This is a genomic window from Rhizobium sp. T1470 (assembly GCF_042140505.1).
Taxonomy (GTDB): domain Bacteria; phylum Pseudomonadota; class Alphaproteobacteria; order Rhizobiales; family Rhizobiaceae; genus Rhizobium; species Rhizobium favelukesii.
On sequence record NZ_CP148091.1, the window covers coordinates 3,576,076 to 3,592,507 of the forward strand.

Genomic DNA, 16,432 nt, shown 5'->3' on the forward strand with positions numbered 1-16,432 from the left:
ATTTGGCAACCTTGCGCGAAGAGCTGTTGTGGCCCGCCGCGTTTGACGGTGGGCTTTCTGCGGAGGAGCGGAAGACTACTTCCGCCCCGCTTGGGCGAGATTTTCCGCCCGCTCCACCTGCGGTCTTGCCGTCGGGCATGGCCAAAATTTGGTTCCCCCTAAGTGCCCTCCACTGCTCGTATTTGCAACTTGGCGCTCTGATTTACGCTGGATCTCAGCCGCATCAGTTTTGCTCATTCTAGATTCCTCTTCGTTGCAAGAGTGATCACTGCCCGACGTAGCCCTGCAGATGAAACCAGATTTTGAGAGAAAAGGTCTGCTTGACGCCAACGGGCGCGAAACGAAGCTCGACTAGCAAACTCGATCAGGCAGGCCGCCATTGTGTTTAAACCACGCTCTAGACCGGAGGATCAGCCAACAAAAAAGGCCGGGGCGAAATCGCACCGACCTTCCTCACATCGCTACTCACACCAGTGCCAGTACATCCGTGGTCAAAAGCAGAAAAGCAATTGCGGCGATTGCGAGCGACAGATACCTTCCAGCGCTCATCAGCAATGCCGATAGCAGGGATATAGGCACTCCCCGTATGAAACGCAACCTCAATTTTTGGTTTTGTTACCGAAACCTTATAAAAACGAAAATTGTAGGAATCACGTTGCATGCGGAGCCGCGCTCAGGCATGGTGGCTCCGTCAGCAGCCAATGTTACGGGCGCTGCTGCATCAGGGCTACCGGCCCTTGCCCCAAATGGAAGGAGGACCGAAATGTCTTCCGAACTTAGCTTTGTCTTGAAGTCAAAAGACCTCACGATGCTGCAAGGCGTCTTGGATGCGGCTGGATACTGTTCGGCCAGTAGCGTTGCTCATCCCGAACGATACAACGTCGCGGCGAAACTGCTTATCGAACGTTTCCGGCACGGGATGACCTCCGCCGACGACCTATCCAGGGAACTGGAAAGGCATTTTGGCACTGTGGTTTCGGCAATATCTCCGCCAAGCTTCGAGCGAACGCGCGCTGCCATTCAGGGACGCCCTCTCCAGTAGAAGCTTCCAGGAACTGCAGGGCGGGCTCCCAAAGGCGTCCGCCGGTCATTGCCTTCTGCTCTTGGGCTGTGCAGAACATCGAACCTGACGGCCTTTCTCTTCGCCCCACGGTCCTTTCAGATTCTCCCTCAATTCAATCGACGACGGTCCAGCTACTCGCGATCTGGAATTGCAGCCGCTGCGCGGAAAGCGTTGCAAAATGCAAGGGGAATAGTGGTAGCGGAGGACCGTAGCGGCCTCTATCACCGACTGCATTCCTCGGGCGGCGGCAGTCGTGCCACCAGGCCATTTAGAGCGCCGTGCGTTCGAATGGGCGCACAAGGGACGCTCTAACTCTTTGAGCCTACGCATCGTGCTTTCCGAAAATCGATTCCGATTTTCGGGTCGATGCTGTAGGCTGATTGGCGCAATCGGTCTGATATTGTCCTGCATGGTACTCCCTCATTTTTAATGAAGGAGACACTGAGCGTTTCCGCCGCCAAGCTGATAATCGACTCTGCAGCGACCGTTTCCCGCGTCTTAACTCCACAGCTATGCGCTCTGTTTCGGCACATCCTATGGAAAGCCAGGTCGACCTTGACGCGGATGACGGCTAGCGCCATCTGATGATCATCTTCGGGGCGGGAGCACCGATCAATCCCTCGACAACATGACCGCATGGTCTGAACTAATCGGCCAGATCGGCCCCCGCCGTCTCCTGCTCCCATTGGCGCCGCCGACCTATATGACGGGCTAGTTCACTTCAGATGCACCCCTAGGAGCTTATTGCAAACCATGACCCCGGATCGATTTAGCGAATGTCTGCTCCATATCCGATGGACCCCGATCAATATCGCGTCGGCGCTGCAGTGCGAGCTCTCTTGGATCGAAGCGCTAGAAGCCGGGAACGAGGAAGTTCCGGCCGAACGTGCTGCGTGGTTGGAGACGCTGCCGAAAGCACACGAAGCGTCACCAGCGCCAGCGACTTACCGTGGCAGGGGTTCAAAGCACTGAGCGAGGCTTTTGTAGATCGCGACCAATGCCTCGACCGCAGGCTGCCGGCCTTAGCTGCGCTCGGGATGTTGGTGACGCTGAGCTTCGGAAGACGATTTTGAGCCTTGCCGGGCAGTTTCTCATCTGGAACGTGCTTGTAATGCTTATTGGCGACACCCCCGTGTAGGAGCGGCGGCAGATGCCGGTGACGCCATCGACCTGCCCCTGAGATAGAGACGTGCCGACAATACCGGATGCGTGACGGCGCACCGCGGCGAAGAAAATCTTGCGGTCCATAGGATGATCAAGATTTGTCTGAAGGGGAGTGTTGCAGTTCCGCACTCGACTCGCCGCTGAAGCGATGCTTCAAGTAGCGAAGCCTAAAGTTGGGAGTTGGCGATGTACTACGAGTGGTATAGCGCGACGATCAGGATGAGACGCGAGCGACAATCTGGATGAGATTCTTATGTCGCGGTTGGAGCGAAGTTATCATGTTGATTGTCGCTGGCAAGAGTTTCATCGTGTTCTGATTGCCGCTCCGCGACAAGCTGGGAAGAGCTTTTGATTGTCGCGAATGAGGCGGGTCTGCCGCGCTGGCGTTTGGCTTCCATGGCCGAACGCCGCCGGTAGCTTTCGACATTCATCTCGAAGATTGTTGCGTGATGGACAAGTCGGTCCACCGCGGCAAGCGTCATGGCCGGGTCTGGAAAGACGCGGTTCCATTCTCCGAAGGGCTGATTGGCGGTGATCATGATGGAACGCCGCTCATATCTTGCGGAGATGAGTTCGAAGAGCACGCTCGTTTCGGCCTGGTCCTTGGTGACGTAGGCCAGGTCGTCGAGGATGAGAAGATCGAACTTGTCGAGCTTTGCGATGGCGGCTTCGAGCTGAAGCTCCCTCCGCGCGACCTGAAGCTTCTGGACGAGATCGGTCGTGCGGGTGAAGAGCACGCGCCAGCCGTTCTCGATTAGCGCGAGGCCGACGGCTGCGGCGAGATGGCTCTTTCCGCCGCCGGGCGGACCGAACATCAGGATATTGGCGCCTTTGGCGAGCCAGCTATCGCCGGCTGCAATCGCCATGACCTGGGCCTTGGAGACCATGGGAACAGCGTCGAAGGCGAAGCTGTCGAGCGTCTTTCCGGGTGGCAGGTGGGCCTCGGCGAGGTGTCTTTCGATCCTGCGATGGGCGCGTTCGGCCAATTCATGCTCGGCGATGGCCGAGAGGAAACGGGCAGCAGGCCATCCTTCCCGATCGGCCTGCTCGGCAAATTGGTGCCAGAACGTCTTGATCGTCGGCAGCCTCAGTTCGTTGAGCATGATGCCGAGGCGGGCTTCATCGACTGTGTGGATGTTGCTCTTCATGCGACCTCTCCCGCATAGGCCGTGCCGATCAGGGCTTCATAACCATTGAGCGACGCGAGTTGCACATGAACGATCGGCAACTGATCCGGGTCCGGGCTGAAGACCGCTCTCAAAGCCGCCAGATCAGGCAGTTTGTGGGCGTCGAGCGTTTTGGCAAGCTCCTCGGCCAGTTCACGCTCGCAACTGCGATCGTGAGCCAAGGCAAGCAGTTCCACGGTGATCTTGCAAGCCTGCCGCTCGGGCAGTTGCTCGATGAGCGCGTCGAAAGTCCTGCGATATTCCGGCCTGGGGAAGAGCTTGTCGCGATAGACGAGCCCCAAAAGCGCCATCGGCTTTTTGCGCAGGGAATGAATGACGTGATGATAGTTGACGACTTGATCGTGCTTGCCACTCGCATGGGCGCGGCCTCGGGGTAATGTCAGCAGATGCGTGCCGCCGATGAAGACGTCGAGGCGATCGTCGAACAGACGCACCCGCAGCCGGTGGCCAATCAGACGGGAAGGCACGGTGTAGAAGACCTTGCGCAAGGCGAAGCCGCCGGTGCTCGATACGGTGACGATGACCTCTTCGAAGTCGGTGGTGCGACGATCGGGAAGAGCTTGCAGATGCGTGCGCTCGGCATCGATGCGCTTGCCATGTGCGGCATTGCGGCGGCTGACGATCTCATCGATGAAGGCGCGATAGGATCCGAGGTCGCCAAAGTCCCTGGTTCCGCGCATCAGCAGAGCATCGCGGATCGCATTCTTGAGATGGCCGTGGGAACTTTCGATCGAGCCGTTCTCGTGCGCGACGCCCTTGTTGTTGCGCGTCGGCGTCATGCGATAATGGGCGCACAGTTCGTCGTAGCGATGCGTCAGATCGACCTTGGCGTCGGCATCGAGGTTGCGGAAGGCGGCCGATAAGCTGTCGCTGCGATGATAGAGCGGCGAACCGCCAACCGACCACAGGGCGTTCTGCAGCCCCTCGGCCAGAGCGACGAAGCTCTCTCCACCCAGGATGACATGGGCATGCTCGAAGCCCGACCAGACCAGCCGGAAGTGATAAAGCAGATGATCGAGCGATTGGCCGGCGATCGTCACGCCGAGGCTGCCCATGTCGGTAAAATCCGACAGTCCTAACCGACCGGGTTCGTGCATCTGACGGAAGATCACTTCCTGCTCCTGACCGTGAACAGCCCGCCATGATCGGATACGACGCTCAATCGTACGGCGAACACCTTCTGACAGCTCTGGATGACGCCGCAGCATCTCGTTGTAAACGGCGACCGCTCGGATGCCGGGCGCGGCCTTGAGGAGCGGAACAACCTCGGCGTCGAAGATGTGCTCAAGGGGATCGGGGCGACGCCGGTCGCGCGGCGGCTTGGTCTGCGATGGAAGACGCGCATCCTTCTCGATGCGGTAAGCCGTCGCCCGGCTGATCGACGCCTTGGCGGCAGCGACCTCAATGGGGTTGTTTTGTCGGTACTTCATAAAAAGCCTCGTCTGATGATCGGTTACATGGCGACCCGGCACAAAGGTGATTCTCCATTCTCAGAAAATCACCGACGCTACCGGGCCAACCGCGATCATGAGACGCCGAAAAATTGCGCCGCGGCGGGGGTGTAACTCCAGTCGGGCTACGCCCTCCCTTCGTCACACCCCCGCCGCCGAGTCTCATCCTGATTGACGCTGAGTCTCACCTTGTTTGTCGCCGCGCAGAGTGGGACGAAGCGAAAGCGAGACGGCAGTATCTGGTCAAGTTCGCCTCGGTTTGGCTAGCAGCGATTGCGCTGGCATTTCTTCCTGTGTGGTGGCTGGTACAGGAAACCACTTTTTAGCCCGTCACGGGGCGGACCAGCGATATTGCCATCAGTATTACAGCCAGAAACTTATTTTGAGACGACATCGCTCGTAGGTCCGGTAGGCTCAATATCCATGTGGGGAGGAGCTAGGATGACCTCGGAGGCTTATAAACATCACGCCGACTGGCAAAGTATCGCCATGGTGCTAACAATGCCATTGGCGATTGCCATTGTTTCAATTGGATGCCAATTCTTTCTTTAAATTGCGCGGCTACACCGGCCATGAAATAACCCGCAACTCGGCCAAAAAGGCCGTACACGGTTGGTTGCGAGGCCGCTGACCCAGGCGTCGACCTGACCAAGAGGCCGGCAGCAACGAGCTGAGCTGCAGCTTGAACTGCCTAACTGACACACTGGTGACACGAGGCGGCGGCGGATTCGCCAGTCCCAACGGCCTTTACAATCTGTCGAAGCTGTCCGTCTGGTTGGCTGCGGCTCGGCATTGGGCTCGAGCGCACCAGGCCGGGCTACGCGCAGGAGAACGGCCGCCATGGCCGGCCAACGGCTCGGCATCAAGGAAGTCGACGACGGCATTTGGCTCGTCAGCTTCATGCACTATGATCTGGGATATATCGACCTGGAGCAGAGGACGTTGCAAACCATCGGCAACCCGTTCGGCACGAGACTTTTACCCATGTCTTAGGGACGATCTGTTACCTATGTGTCCGAGCTAGACAATAATAAAGATGGTAGCGGAGGACCGTTTTCACCCATCCCTCCAGTTCTGTATAGGGCGGTTTACAGCATGAATGGTCCGCTTTCGGCCTTTTTCGTTGTTAATGTGCGACTTGGGACGCTACCGACATCAATTCCTCGGAATTCGGTGCCTTGAATGTATGGAGCCCAGCCTCCAGAACTTCAGTGAAGCTCCAGCGTACGATGCCCTCCCGGTCGATTAGGAACTGACCGACAAGCTGCCCCTCGTCGGCAGTCATCATCTGCTGATCGGCTTCCGTAATCTGATATCCTTCCTTCTTGTTGAGAAATTCGTCCATTGCCATCACGCCCATAGGCTCGGGCAACTCGCCCGGAAGATCGATCCGTATCGCCATGACCGTGTCGATCCCGACCTCGCGTAAGCCGAAGACTTGGTGCGAAGCCCGTGCCGGGTCGGAAGCAGCAAGAAGACCGGGTATCGGATGGTAACGGAAATAGAGCCGCGCGCGTTCAACCGGGGTGTTTACCACCGCCAGGGATTGGACGCCTTTCTCACGCAGCATCGGGTTGAGATGTGCCATGGCCGCGACATGGCGCCGGCAGAACGGACAATGCAGGCCTCGAAACAAACCGATCAACACTGGGCTGCGGCCACGAAAATCATCAAGTGCGATCTTCCCCTCGCGCGAGATCGCATCAAACACAACGTTCGGGGCCCGGTCGCCCGGTTGTAGCGGATGGTCGACATAGCGCGTGGACATGGACAACCTCCTCACTCAGGGATCAGTCGAGAAAAGGCGCCACGGCAAGTGCTTCGAGGTCGAGATTGAGCGTTGCAAGGCCTGACCTCTCGTCTTACCGCACAGCCAGGATCCGATCTGAGAATGGCCTCAAATTGGCCCGCGGGCAAGCTGTAAACAGCCAATCGTGATCCATGCCATGGGACGACACGGCGGCGAGGCCGAATGGACGGGCCGACTAGCTGTCTCGTTGATCGCTAGTCCGTGATGAGTTGAAAATCTTCTGTGCACTCAACCGAAAGATTGACAAATCATTAAAAAACTTTCAACAGAACTGTGGACTTCCACACAACTGTTAAGGGCACTAAGTTACGAATGCGGCCGAGCTGAAAAAGCTTCTAGCCAAAAATGGCTGCAAATTCGAGAACCAACGCGGTGGCAGTGGCCACCAGACTGTTCGCCGGGGAACCGAAAGACCGTTATGCCCGTTCATGGAAGTAGCAAGGAATTGGGCAAGGGCTTGGTGGCGAAAATTCTGAAAGACCTAGGGATCAAATAATGTCCAGATTTTACGAACTCAACTTCACAATGGACGAAGCGGAAGACGGAACCCACTCGTGGCTCGTCACCGCGCCTGCATGCCGATTCCGATGAAGCCGCCCCTTTGTTCCGAGATGATTGCGCCCCCGGTTTCCGGGATGATCTCGCCCCCTGTTTAGTGGGGTCTGCAGGCGATGATTGTTGTCAGTTCATTCAAGTAATGTGTCAAGCTTTGCGCGACAGATTTCGGTGCAGACTATCTCCGCTTAGTTCGATGCGATGGGCATTGTGGACCAACCTGTCGAGTATGGCATCGGCATAGGTTGGATCACCGATGACGCCGTGCCAGGCGGATACGGGGAGTTGGCTGGTAATGATCGTTGATCGACGGCCGTAGCGGTCTTCGAGGATTTCGAGCAGGTCATGACGGGCCTGTTCGTTGAGCGGTTCGAGGCCCCAATCGTCCAGTATCAAAAGCTGAACATGGCCCAAGGTCCGTTGCAGCCGGGCATACCTGCCGTCACCACGCGCGAGCGCAAGCTGGGAGAACAATCGTGGGACACGTTGATAGAGAACTGATCGATCGTCTCGGCAAGCCTTATGGCCGAGAGCGCACGCCAACCAACTCTTTCCGACGCCCGAGGGCCCGCAGATTGCCAGATTGTCATGCGCGTTGATCCAGTCGCCACCGAGCAGCTTCATGAAGAGAGCGCGGTCAAGGCCGCGCTCGCTGCGATAATCGACATCTTCCGGAGTGGCCTGGTGGCGCAGCTTGGCAAACCTGAGACGTGCTGCAAGCTTGCGATCGTAACGGGAACTCCACTCCCGTTCGAGCAGCAATCCGAGCCATTCGGCGTGTGAGAGATGTTCGGTTTCGCCGTTGGCAACGAGTTCGTTAAAGGCCTTTGCCATGCCGGTCAGGCCCATGGCGTTCAATTTATCCAGAGTTGGATGAGCAAGCATCTTTCGTTCTCCTTAGTGGTAATAGCGGGGTCCGCGGATGTTGGCGTGGTGGATCGGTTCATGCGACGTCGCTCCATTTGAGGCAGCCGTTCGGTCGAGGTGATTGTCGAGGATGGAGCGCACCGAGCCATAGGTCCGGGCCCCGATCTCCAGCGCACGGCCGCAAGCGGCATTGACCCTGTCGCGGCCAAAGCTCTTGTTGAGGCGGATGATCCCGAGGCAGGCTCGAAAGCCCTGCTCGGGATGCGGTCTATCTGCAAGGATGCGCTCGCACAGCAGCGCAACATCCGGCCCCATGGCAGAGGCTTCGCGTTGAATGCGTTCGATCGTCCAGTCAGCAAAGCGGCGATGCGCCGAGGGCATATGATCGGGGATCGTCGTGTGCTTGCCGTTGCCGCTGGAGCGGCGATGCGCGGCAATGCGCTCGCCCTTGTGGAAGATCTCGATCGTATTGGCGGTGATACGAGCCTCGACCTGCTCGCGGGCGAAGCGATAAGGAACGGAATAGTAGTGCCGCTCGATCTCGACGTGATAATCCAGCCCGGCACGCCGGATGCGCCATTCAGCAAAGACATAGCGTTCGACAGGCAGTGGTCGCAAAGCCGGACGATCAAGGTCTTCGAACAGTTGGCGGCGCGTGACGCCGACGCGACGCAGGACCCGTTTGTCGTTGAGGTCATGAAGCAATTCGCCGATCGCCGCATTGACCTCAGCCAGGCTGTAGAAGGTGCGGTGGCGCAGGCGGCCCAATAGCCAGCGTTCGACGATGCGAACCGCGGCTTCCACTTTCGCCTTGTCGCGCGGGCGTCGCGGCCGCGTCGGTAAAACGGCGCTCGCATAGTGAGCCGCCATCCCGGAATACGTCCGGTTGACCTGGGGATCGAAGTGGCAGGCCTTGATGATCGCCACCTTGGCATTGTCGGGAACCAGCAAGGCTGGCGCACCGCCAAAAAACTCCAGCGCCAGGACATGGCATTCGATCCAGTCAGGAAGTGTCTCACTCCAGCGTGCCTGCGCATACGAAAGGCTCGATGCTCCCAGAACAGCCACGAACAGGTGCGCCTGCCGTGTCTTGCCGGACAGCCGATCCACGATCACTGTGACCGTGTCGCCGGCATAATCGACGAACAGCTTGTCGCCGGCCGCATGATCCTGTCGCATCGTCACAGGCAGCTTCATCGCCCAGCCGCGGTAAAGGTCACAGTACCGGCTATAGCGATAACCCTCTGGATAACGGCTGATGTATTCGTCCCAAAGGATTTGCAGCGTCATGTGCTTGCGCTTCAGCTCCCGGTGGACCTGCGCCCAGTCCGGCTCGGGGCTACGACGGTGACCGGTCTTCGTCCCGGCCGCCTTGTAAAGCGCCGCTTCCAGGACTGCATCGCTGACCTCGTCACTCAACGGCCAGGAAAGTTCCGCAATCGCCGCACGCCGCAACGTCTCGCGCACCGTCGATGGCGCAGCGCCAACGCGGACCGCAATCGACTTGTGGCCAAGTCCTTGCTCGAAGCGATATCTCAATATCTCGCGGACACGCCGCATCTCCAGTCTCTCCGCAGGCATCCCGTTCCTTCCTCATCAAAGTCGAAGGAAGAAACTTCACACCAGCAGAACACCCACGCCAGATGCCGTCCAACGGGGGCGCATCATCTCGGAATCAGGGGGCGACTATTTCTCGGAATTGGGGGGCGAGATCATTTCGGAATCAGGGGGCGGATTGCCTCGGAATTTGCAGCCTGCATTCCCAGAAGTAACAACCTTTGGCGACACGCAGCCAGAGGCAGCACTTGAAGGTCTAAAAGCGATTGAGGAGGCTATGGCTGCGCGCATTTCTGACGGGGAAGATATTCCACTGCCGTTGGATGAAACCTCTGGCGTCGGACGCTATGTGGAGGTTTCCGCCCTGACCTTCCTGAAATGCGGGCTCTATATGATCTGCAAGTCTACGGACGTGTCGCGCGCTGAACTCACGCGGAGACTCGGTTGGCACCGAGAGCAGGTTGATAGATTGTTCCGCATTGATCACAAATCGCAGCTTGACCAAATCGAGCAGGCGTACAAGGCACTGGGAGTACCTCTCGATGTCGGGTTTCAACTTCCCGCGGCTGCCTAAGAGATAAGACCCCGCCTGACGGTGGGGTCTTCCTTTTCAGCCAAGGTCATAGACCGCGGCGTTATCCTGAACCTCTCGCAGCCCCTTATACGACGCATGCCGCAGCTTGCCGTCGCGCGTCCAGGCGCGATACTCGATCTCTGCGATGAGCGTCGGCTGAACCCAAACGAGGTTCTTGCGCCGGCCGGAATATTTGATGGAAGGCGTCTTTCGCTTGATCCGATCGAGCGTCTTTCGAAGATACTCGGCGCTGCTTTCGTTGGAGCCTGTCCCGACGCTGCCGACATACATCCAGTCGTTCCCTTTGCGGGCCGCTAACAATAGGCTGCCGATCCCTGCTCTCGCCGAAAGCGAATGCTCGTAACCGACGATCATGAAGCTGTCGCTCTGGACGCATTTGACCTTCACCCATTCGCCCAGCCTGCCTGATCGATAAGGGCTATCCTTGTATTTGGCGATGATGCCTTCGAGGCCGTGCTCGCAGGCAGCGGCGAAGATTTCGCGGCCGTCGCCTTCAATGCCTTCGGAGAGGCGGATAGCGCCCTGCTCGTTTTTCAAGAGCGACCGCAGGAAATATCGCTGGGCCGTAAGTTCAAGACTGCGGATGTCGTGACCGTCGAAATACAGGAGATCGAAAGCGGCGCCAGAGTTGAGTTTTCCGCCTCGTCCGCCGAGCGATTGCTGAAGTTGGCCGAAGTCCGGACGGCCCTGCTCGTCGAGCACGACGGCTTCGCCGTCGAGAATGGGACTGCCGACGCCGAGCCGTTTAGCGTCAGCCTCAATCGCGGGGAAGCGATGCGTCCAGTCATGGCCACCGCGCGTGAGAATGCGCACGTTCCCATTGTTGAGACGGACGGCGATCCGATATCCATCCCATTTTGACCTCGTAAATCCAATCAGGGCCGATCGGCGGGCGCGGCTTGAGGAGCGCAAGGCACTCTTCTATGCGCGCCGGCATAGGATCGAGTGGGAGGCGGGGTTGCGCGGATCGCGCGGTTTGCGCGCTCGACTGCGAAGCGGCTTTTCGTCTGCAACAAGCGGTTTGGAATGCGGAGACTTTGCCATCCGATAACTACAGCAGGCCAAGCTCAAAATGACAACTAGTACCGCGCCACAGAGATTATGACGGGTTGGGTTATCGTAGAATGGGCAAGTCTTCTGGTGGGATGAGAAGTTGGATGCTGCGTGCTGCGCCTGGCACGCGGGATATAAATCCTGCCTTCTCGAGGGTCAGCACCATCTGGTGAACAGACGGAGCCGTAACGGCGAAGTGGCGACGCATGTCGGCTTCGGCCGGAGGCTGTTTGAAGATGCGGCTGTAGGCGTAGATGAAGGCCAGGTACTGGCCTTGGACTTGCGTAAGGCCATGTCTTGCCGTTGCGGCTTGCGGGTCAAGTGAGGGACTCATTTTCGGATTCATCTGCGTCTCCGCGCTGAAGGAGGTGTCGATGAATATAAAGTTTCACGTAGAGCTTAGCCAATCGGAACGTGATCAACTGGCCGTTTTGTTGAGCGGGGGACGCCATGCGTCGCGCAAGATCAAGCGCGCCCAGATCCTGGTGGCGGCGGACGAAGGCTTCAGCGACGAGGTGATCGCGGCAACCTTGAACGTCAGCGGATCGACGATTTACCGGACCAAGCGCCGGTTTGTGGAAGCCAATCTGGAAGGCGCGCTCAGTGAAGAACCGCGCCCGGGTGTTGAGCGCAAGCTATCGAGCAAGGAGGAGGCGCTGTTGGTGGCGACCGCCTGCTCAAAGCCGCCGCCCGGGCGAGCCCGCTGGACCCTGGAGCTTCTGGCCGATGAGATGGTCCGACTCACCGATCATGACGAGTTGTCCTCGGAGACCGTACGTCGCCGGCTGGCTGAGAATCATCTCAAACCTTGGCGCAAAGACATGTGGTGCATCCCAAAGCTCGATGGGGAATACGTCGCGCGCATGGAGGATGTTCTCGACCTCTACGCAGAGACGCCTGATCCACAAAGGCCCGTGGTCTGCTTCGACGAGAGCCCGACCCAACTCATCGGCGAAGTGCGCGAGCCCATTGCGGCCAAGCCTGGCCAGCTTGAACGCTACGACTGCGAGTATCGCCGAAACGGCACGGTCAATCTGTTTGTCTTCATGGACGCCCACCAGCCCTGGCGCAGGGTGAAGGTCACCGATCGGCGAACCAACCAAGACTTCGCCCAGTGCATGCGCGAACTGGTCGACGTCGATTATCCCGACGCCCCGATCATCCGCGTGGTGATGGACAACCTCTCCACCCATTCCGCCGGGGCGCTTTACGACGCATTTCCAGCCCCGGAGGCTCGAAGGGTGCTGAAGCGACTGGAGTTCCACCACACGCCCAAGCACGCCAGTTGGCTCAACATGGTCGAGATCGAGATCGGTGTCCTGCGCAGCCAATGCCTCGACCGTCGTATCGACAATAAAGACACCATAATCGCCGAAGTCGCAGCCTGGGAGCAGCAACGCAACGCTAATGGCGCAAAGATCCAATGGATGTTCACAACCGAAAAAGCCCGCCAAAAGCTCCGCAAAGCTTACCCCGTCAAAGAGTCATAATCTCTGTGGCGCGGCACTAGTTCGATGTGATGGCGAGTAACGGAACAAAGTTTGACGCGAAGGGTTAGCATTTCGCCCGCAACCGCGACTGCGGGGTTTCCTTTATGGCTGTGTTGGATGCGCTGCAAATCCGCGCAGGTGTCGTGAAAGACTCGGCGCAATCCTGTAGGTATCGCTGAACGGCGATTCTTGCAGGAGAGAGGTCGAAGTCACTTGGACTGATGACAGCTTGCCTGAGGGCCAAGGAATTGCGGGCCATACGGTCAGGGTGAAAACCCGAGTGCTTGGCGATATTACTTTTTCATTCAAAGATGTCGAAGAGAAGCTCAAAGCGAGCGCCATCGACCTTCTTTCGAAATCTGCGAAGCTATCCGCGCACATTGAGGTGGAACAAAAGCCGATGCCGCCAGCGCGCTAGTCGCAAATGGTCCTGTATCGCACCACCCGGTGGCCATACCGGTATCTGTAGTATTTCTGTGTCCAGCACCGTTGGCCGTAACGATCCGGGTCGCCATCGTAGTCATCGTATGCGTAGCGTTGCGGGTAACGATAGTACCGTGGTGCTGGCCGGTCATCGTAGTAGCGAGGTCCAGCTCCGTACTCAAAGTAGATCTGAGAGAATGCCGGCGACGCTGACAACGCAGTCGCAAACGCCAGCGCTGCGATAGCGAACTTTTTCATGTCTTATTCCCATTCCGATTTGCACACTCGTCTGCAAGGCTGTGTCTCACGCCTCGAATATTGATACCATTGGCGTTGCTTCTGAACATTGGACCTAAGTCCGATCAATCAGCGACTTCGGCTCTGGTGCCTTCAGGACTTTGGTCCAACTTCCCAATCCGGCCGGGACTGAATAACCATGTGCTGTCCAAACCCCATCGGACACCAGAATGCTCCGGGCGCGCCCCTCGCCGGGTCCGTCCATGTCGGTGGCGATGAGGAAGCGCTTTACCTCCAGCAGCAGTTCCCAGTGTGTACCGAACGGCTCGTAGCGCTTCTCGCTCGTTTCCGGTCCCGACGGCGCGCCATTCGGCAGGGATACGACGTGGTGGAGGCCTGCCTCGATCATCGCCATGACGTCGATCTCGCCTTCGCAGATAATCAGATCCTCGCCGGCGCCGATGCTGTCGGCGTTGAAGAAAACCGGCGGGTCCTTCTCTTGGCGGAACAGCTTGTTCGCCGTCCGGTATTTGACGTTCCGCAGCTCGCCGTCCCACTCGTATGGGAACGCGATGCAATCCTCTTCCTTTTCTGTTTGCGGGAACCACTCGCGGGTTTACCGGTCGACGACCCCCCGAGAGATGCCGCGCTTGTCGAACCAGGCGTGAAGGCTGTCCGGACGCTGCGGGGAAGCCTCGCGCTGCGGCTTGCGGTAGACACGACGCTCGCGCACGGGACGATATTCGCTTCCCCCGGCGGCGCCGCTGAATGAGCAATGGTGGCAATTCCAGACCGCGCTGCCATCGGGCTTAACTGTGACAGACAGGCAGGGATCGTTCTTCTTGCGGCGCGATGACGAACATGCGGGGCATGTGGTCTTGTGGTTTCCGACGCTCGTGCTGCGGATGCGGATGTTGTGTGTCCATCATCACATCCTGAGCTTTGGTCGTCGGGGTCTTTGGCTTCGCGTCGAGCTTGTCGCTGTACCAGTTCCGCCAAGTTGCCAGCCAGTCGAGCTTTGCCCCTTTCGGATTTGACAACGACCAGTTTTTCATGCGCTCGGCTTTGCGCGTATCATTGACCAGGTATCACGGGGAACGATCGACGAAGAAGACGTCGCGGACGTGCTGCCCGGCCTGAAGGCGGAAAGGACCCGTCTAAAAGCGGATCTGGCGGCTGAGGAGCCGGCCAGCAACGTGATCGAGATCAAGCCGAAGGCGGTGACGAAGTTTAGGGAGCATATCGAAAGCCTAGCTGAGATCCTAAAGGACAGGGGAGAGGAGCCGACGATCGAGCTGGCAAAGGCATTCAGGGAAGTGGTGTCCGGCGTGGTGGTCTATCCACGAAAGGCCAGGGAGCAATATCAGTATGAGATCAAGGGCTGGCTATCAGGAATCGCCGGACCGGAATTGTCAGCTGTTTTAATGGTAGCGGAGGAGGGATTTGAACCCCCGACACAAGGATTATGATTCCTCTGCTCTGACCTACTGAGCTACTCCGCCACTGGTCAACGGTGCCATTCGCGATGCGGCGGCCCGTGGGATGAGCGGCTTATAAGGTGCGCTTTGGCTTTGTGTCAAGCGCATGATCGAGAAAATACCACAGGCTTTTTCAAGCTGCGACCGGGCTCGCTAGCAGCGCCTTCAGCGAGGCTTCCGCCGCCGGTCCGCGCTCGGAACGCTCGATGAAACCACCGCCATAAACGCGGGCGTCGTCGCCAGGCGCCGAATAGAGTGCGCAGGCCTGTCCCGGCGCAACGCCAGCTTCCCCGATCGCGAGATCGACGTAGATGCCACTCGCATCGGTATGCAGGACAGCGGGTGTCGGGGCCCGCGTCGAGCGGACCTTGGCAAAGCATGCGAAGCCTTCTCCCGCGGCAGCCTCGGCAAGCGGCTCGTCGCCGAGCCAGTTGACATCCCGCAGATAGACGCGGTGCGTCTCCAGCGCCTCCTTCGGCCCGACGATGACCCGGCGAGACCGGGCATCGAGATAGACGACATAGAGCGGTTCGCCGGCGGCAATGCCGATGCCGCGGCGCTGGCCGATGGTGTAGTGCAGGATGCCTTCATGCTGACCCAGCACGCGGCCGTCGAGGTGGACGATCTCGCCTGCGAGCGCCGCATTCGGCTTCAGCTTGTTGATGATGTCGGAGTATTTGCCCTGCGGGACGAAACAGATGTCCTGGCTGTCAGCCTTTTTGGCGACGACAAGGCCCATCTCTTCGGCAAGCTTGCGCGTTTCGGCCTTGGGTAGACCGCCAAGCGGAAAGCGCAGGTAGTCGATCTGCTCCTGCGTCGTCGCAAACAGGAAGTAGCTTTGGTCGCGATCGGCATCGGCGGGACGATAAAGCGCGCGGCGACCGGGATTGCCAGGTGCCGGATTGGACCGCGAGCGAATGTAGTGGCCGGTTGCCAACGCGTCGGCACCAAGCTCCTTGGCCGTTGCCAGGAGGTCCGCGAACTTGACGGTCTGATTGCAAGAAACGCAGGGGATGGGCGTCTCGCCAGCCACATAGCTTTCCATGAAGGGATTGATCACAGTGTCGCGGAACCGCTTCTCGTAGTCCAACACATAATGGGGAATACCAAGCGTCTCGCAAACACGACGGGCATCGTCGATATCCTGGCCGGCACAGCAGGAGCCGGCGCGGTGAACGGCCGCGCCATGATCATAGAGCTGCAGCGTGATGCCGAGCACGTCATAGCCCTGGTGTTTGAGAATGCCTGCGACCACCGAGCTGTCAACGCCGCCCGACATGGCGACGACAACGCGGGTATCTTCCGGCTTCTTGTCAAAATCCAGTGTGTTCACGGGTGGCTGCCAATTCTAAGCTTGTTGCGATCCGCCCCTCAGAGCCAGCGGATTTCGTGTGTCCGCGCGGGATCGGCCGCCGGACTTTCGTTGCCGAGGATATAGAAAGGATTGGGTTCCTGCGCAAGAGGCGGGGGATTTGCGGGCGTCTCGGAGCAGATTTCAACCC

Annotated in this window: 15 protein-coding genes, 1 tRNA gene and 2 pseudogenes; 6 read left to right on the plus strand and 12 right to left on the minus strand. The window is 58.6% G+C overall.

The features are described 5' to 3' along the window. Window positions 1-397: 397 nt before the first annotated feature. The gene (locus WGT02_RS18025; RefSeq protein ID WP_157997365.1) at window positions 398-661 is read right to left on the minus strand and encodes a hypothetical protein; all 264 of its coding nucleotides are present in this window, start codon (window positions 659-661) and stop codon (window positions 398-400) included. A gap of 1,155 nt (window positions 662-1,816) precedes the next feature. Between WGT02_RS18025 and WGT02_RS18030 the strand changes: the two genes are divergently transcribed. Then, window positions 1,817-2,035 carry a hypothetical protein gene (locus WGT02_RS18030; protein WP_082321234.1) on the plus strand — a complete coding sequence of 73 codons (219 nt, stop codon included), beginning with the start codon at window positions 1,817-1,819 and terminating at the stop codon, window positions 2,033-2,035. Window positions 2,036-2,478: 443 nt separating this feature from the next. Here WGT02_RS18030 and istB (WGT02_RS18035) read toward each other — a convergent pair whose 3' ends face one another. After that, complete coding sequence (gene istB, locus WGT02_RS18035) at window positions 2,479-3,375, minus strand: IS21-like element helper ATPase IstB (RefSeq protein ID WP_208245168.1); 897 nt, start codon at window positions 3,373-3,375, stop codon at window positions 2,479-2,481. Continuing rightward, window positions 3,372-4,844 carry an IS21 family transposase gene (gene istA, locus WGT02_RS18040; protein ID WP_208245170.1) on the minus strand — a complete coding sequence of 491 codons (1,473 nt, stop codon included), beginning with the start codon at window positions 4,842-4,844 and terminating at the stop codon, window positions 3,372-3,374. The genes istB (WGT02_RS18035) and istA (WGT02_RS18040) overlap by 4 nt, the downstream gene beginning before the upstream one ends. A 739-nt stretch (window positions 4,845-5,583) precedes the next feature. Between istA (WGT02_RS18040) and WGT02_RS18045 the strand changes: the two are divergent. Next, window positions 5,584-5,858, plus strand: a pseudogene (locus WGT02_RS18045) (hypothetical protein); the annotation flags it as partial. 133 nt (window positions 5,859-5,991) lie between these two features. Here WGT02_RS18045 and WGT02_RS18050 read toward each other — a convergent pair. From WGT02_RS18050 to istA (WGT02_RS18060), 3 genes are all read right to left on the minus strand, one after another. After that, window positions 5,992-6,633 (minus strand): peroxiredoxin-like family protein, encoded by a 642-nt coding sequence (locus WGT02_RS18050; protein ID WP_024315447.1) that lies wholly within the window; start codon window positions 6,631-6,633, stop codon window positions 5,992-5,994. 744 nt (window positions 6,634-7,377) lie between these two features. Beyond that, window positions 7,378-8,115, minus strand: coding sequence for an IS21-like element helper ATPase IstB (istB, locus tag WGT02_RS18055; protein WP_208245804.1), 738 nt, complete (start codon window positions 8,113-8,115; stop codon window positions 7,378-7,380). 12 nt (window positions 8,116-8,127) lie between these two features. Further along, window positions 8,128-9,657: an IS21 family transposase gene (gene istA / locus WGT02_RS18060; RefSeq protein WP_208245803.1), complete on the minus strand. Its 1,530-nt coding sequence runs from the start codon at window positions 9,655-9,657 to the stop codon at window positions 8,128-8,130. A 187-nt stretch (window positions 9,658-9,844) separates the two neighbouring features. Here istA (WGT02_RS18060) and WGT02_RS18065 point away from each other — a divergent pair, with 187 nt between their 5' ends. Next, a complete protein-coding gene (locus tag WGT02_RS18065; RefSeq protein WP_225039734.1) occupies window positions 9,845-10,228 on the plus strand; it encodes a type II toxin-antitoxin system HicB family antitoxin in 384 nt (127 codons plus the stop codon). Window positions 10,229-10,264: 36 nt separating this feature from the next. On the opposite strand, the pseudogene ligD reads toward WGT02_RS18065, so the two are convergent. Together ligD and WGT02_RS18075 are read right to left on the minus strand one after the other, a co-directional pair. After that, window positions 10,265-11,293 (minus strand): annotated as a pseudogene (gene ligD, locus WGT02_RS18070) (non-homologous end-joining DNA ligase). Between the two features lie 70 nt (window positions 11,294-11,363). Beyond that, complete coding sequence (locus WGT02_RS18075; RefSeq protein ID WP_225039569.1) at window positions 11,364-11,648, minus strand: LexA family transcriptional regulator; 285 nt, start codon at window positions 11,646-11,648, stop codon at window positions 11,364-11,366. Between the two features lie 28 nt (window positions 11,649-11,676). On the opposite strand from WGT02_RS18075, the gene WGT02_RS18080 reads away from it, so the two are divergent. Both WGT02_RS18080 and WGT02_RS18085 read left to right on the plus strand, forming a co-directional pair. Further along, window positions 11,677-12,792, plus strand: a complete 1,116-nt coding sequence (locus WGT02_RS18080; RefSeq protein ID WP_208245192.1) for an IS630 family transposase — start codon at window positions 11,677-11,679, stop codon at window positions 12,790-12,792. A 280-nt stretch (window positions 12,793-13,072) separates the two neighbouring features. Beyond that, the gene (locus WGT02_RS18085; protein WP_157997366.1) at window positions 13,073-13,210 is read left to right on the plus strand and encodes a hypothetical protein; all 138 of its coding nucleotides are present in this window, start codon (window positions 13,073-13,075) and stop codon (window positions 13,208-13,210) included. Here the strand turns inward: WGT02_RS18085 and WGT02_RS18090 are convergent. Next, the gene (locus tag WGT02_RS18090; RefSeq protein ID WP_208249758.1) at window positions 13,207-13,473 is read right to left on the minus strand and encodes a hypothetical protein; all 267 of its coding nucleotides are present in this window, start codon (window positions 13,471-13,473) and stop codon (window positions 13,207-13,209) included. The two genes, WGT02_RS18085 and WGT02_RS18090, sit on opposite strands and share 4 nt — an antisense overlap. 94 nt (window positions 13,474-13,567) lie before the next feature. Beyond that, window positions 13,568-13,867, minus strand: a complete 300-nt coding sequence (locus WGT02_RS18095) for a hypothetical protein (RefSeq protein WP_208249756.1) — start codon at window positions 13,865-13,867, stop codon at window positions 13,568-13,570. Between WGT02_RS18095 and WGT02_RS18100 the strand changes: the two genes are divergently transcribed. After that, window positions 13,841-14,224 carry a hypothetical protein gene (locus WGT02_RS18100; RefSeq protein WP_024315443.1) on the plus strand — a complete coding sequence of 128 codons (384 nt, stop codon included), beginning with the start codon at window positions 13,841-13,843 and terminating at the stop codon, window positions 14,222-14,224. The two genes, WGT02_RS18095 and WGT02_RS18100, sit on opposite strands and share 27 nt — an antisense overlap. Before the next feature lie 653 nt (window positions 14,225-14,877). On the opposite strand, the gene WGT02_RS18105 is transcribed toward WGT02_RS18100, so the two are convergent. Further along, a tRNA-Met gene (locus tag WGT02_RS18105) sits at window positions 14,878-14,954 on the minus strand. 109 nt (window positions 14,955-15,063) lie between these two features. Then, on the minus strand, window positions 15,064-16,263 hold the full coding sequence (gene mnmA / locus WGT02_RS18110; RefSeq protein WP_208249754.1) for a tRNA 2-thiouridine(34) synthase MnmA: 1,200 nt from the start codon (window positions 16,261-16,263) through the stop codon (window positions 15,064-15,066). Window positions 16,264-16,432 lie beyond the last annotated feature (169 nt).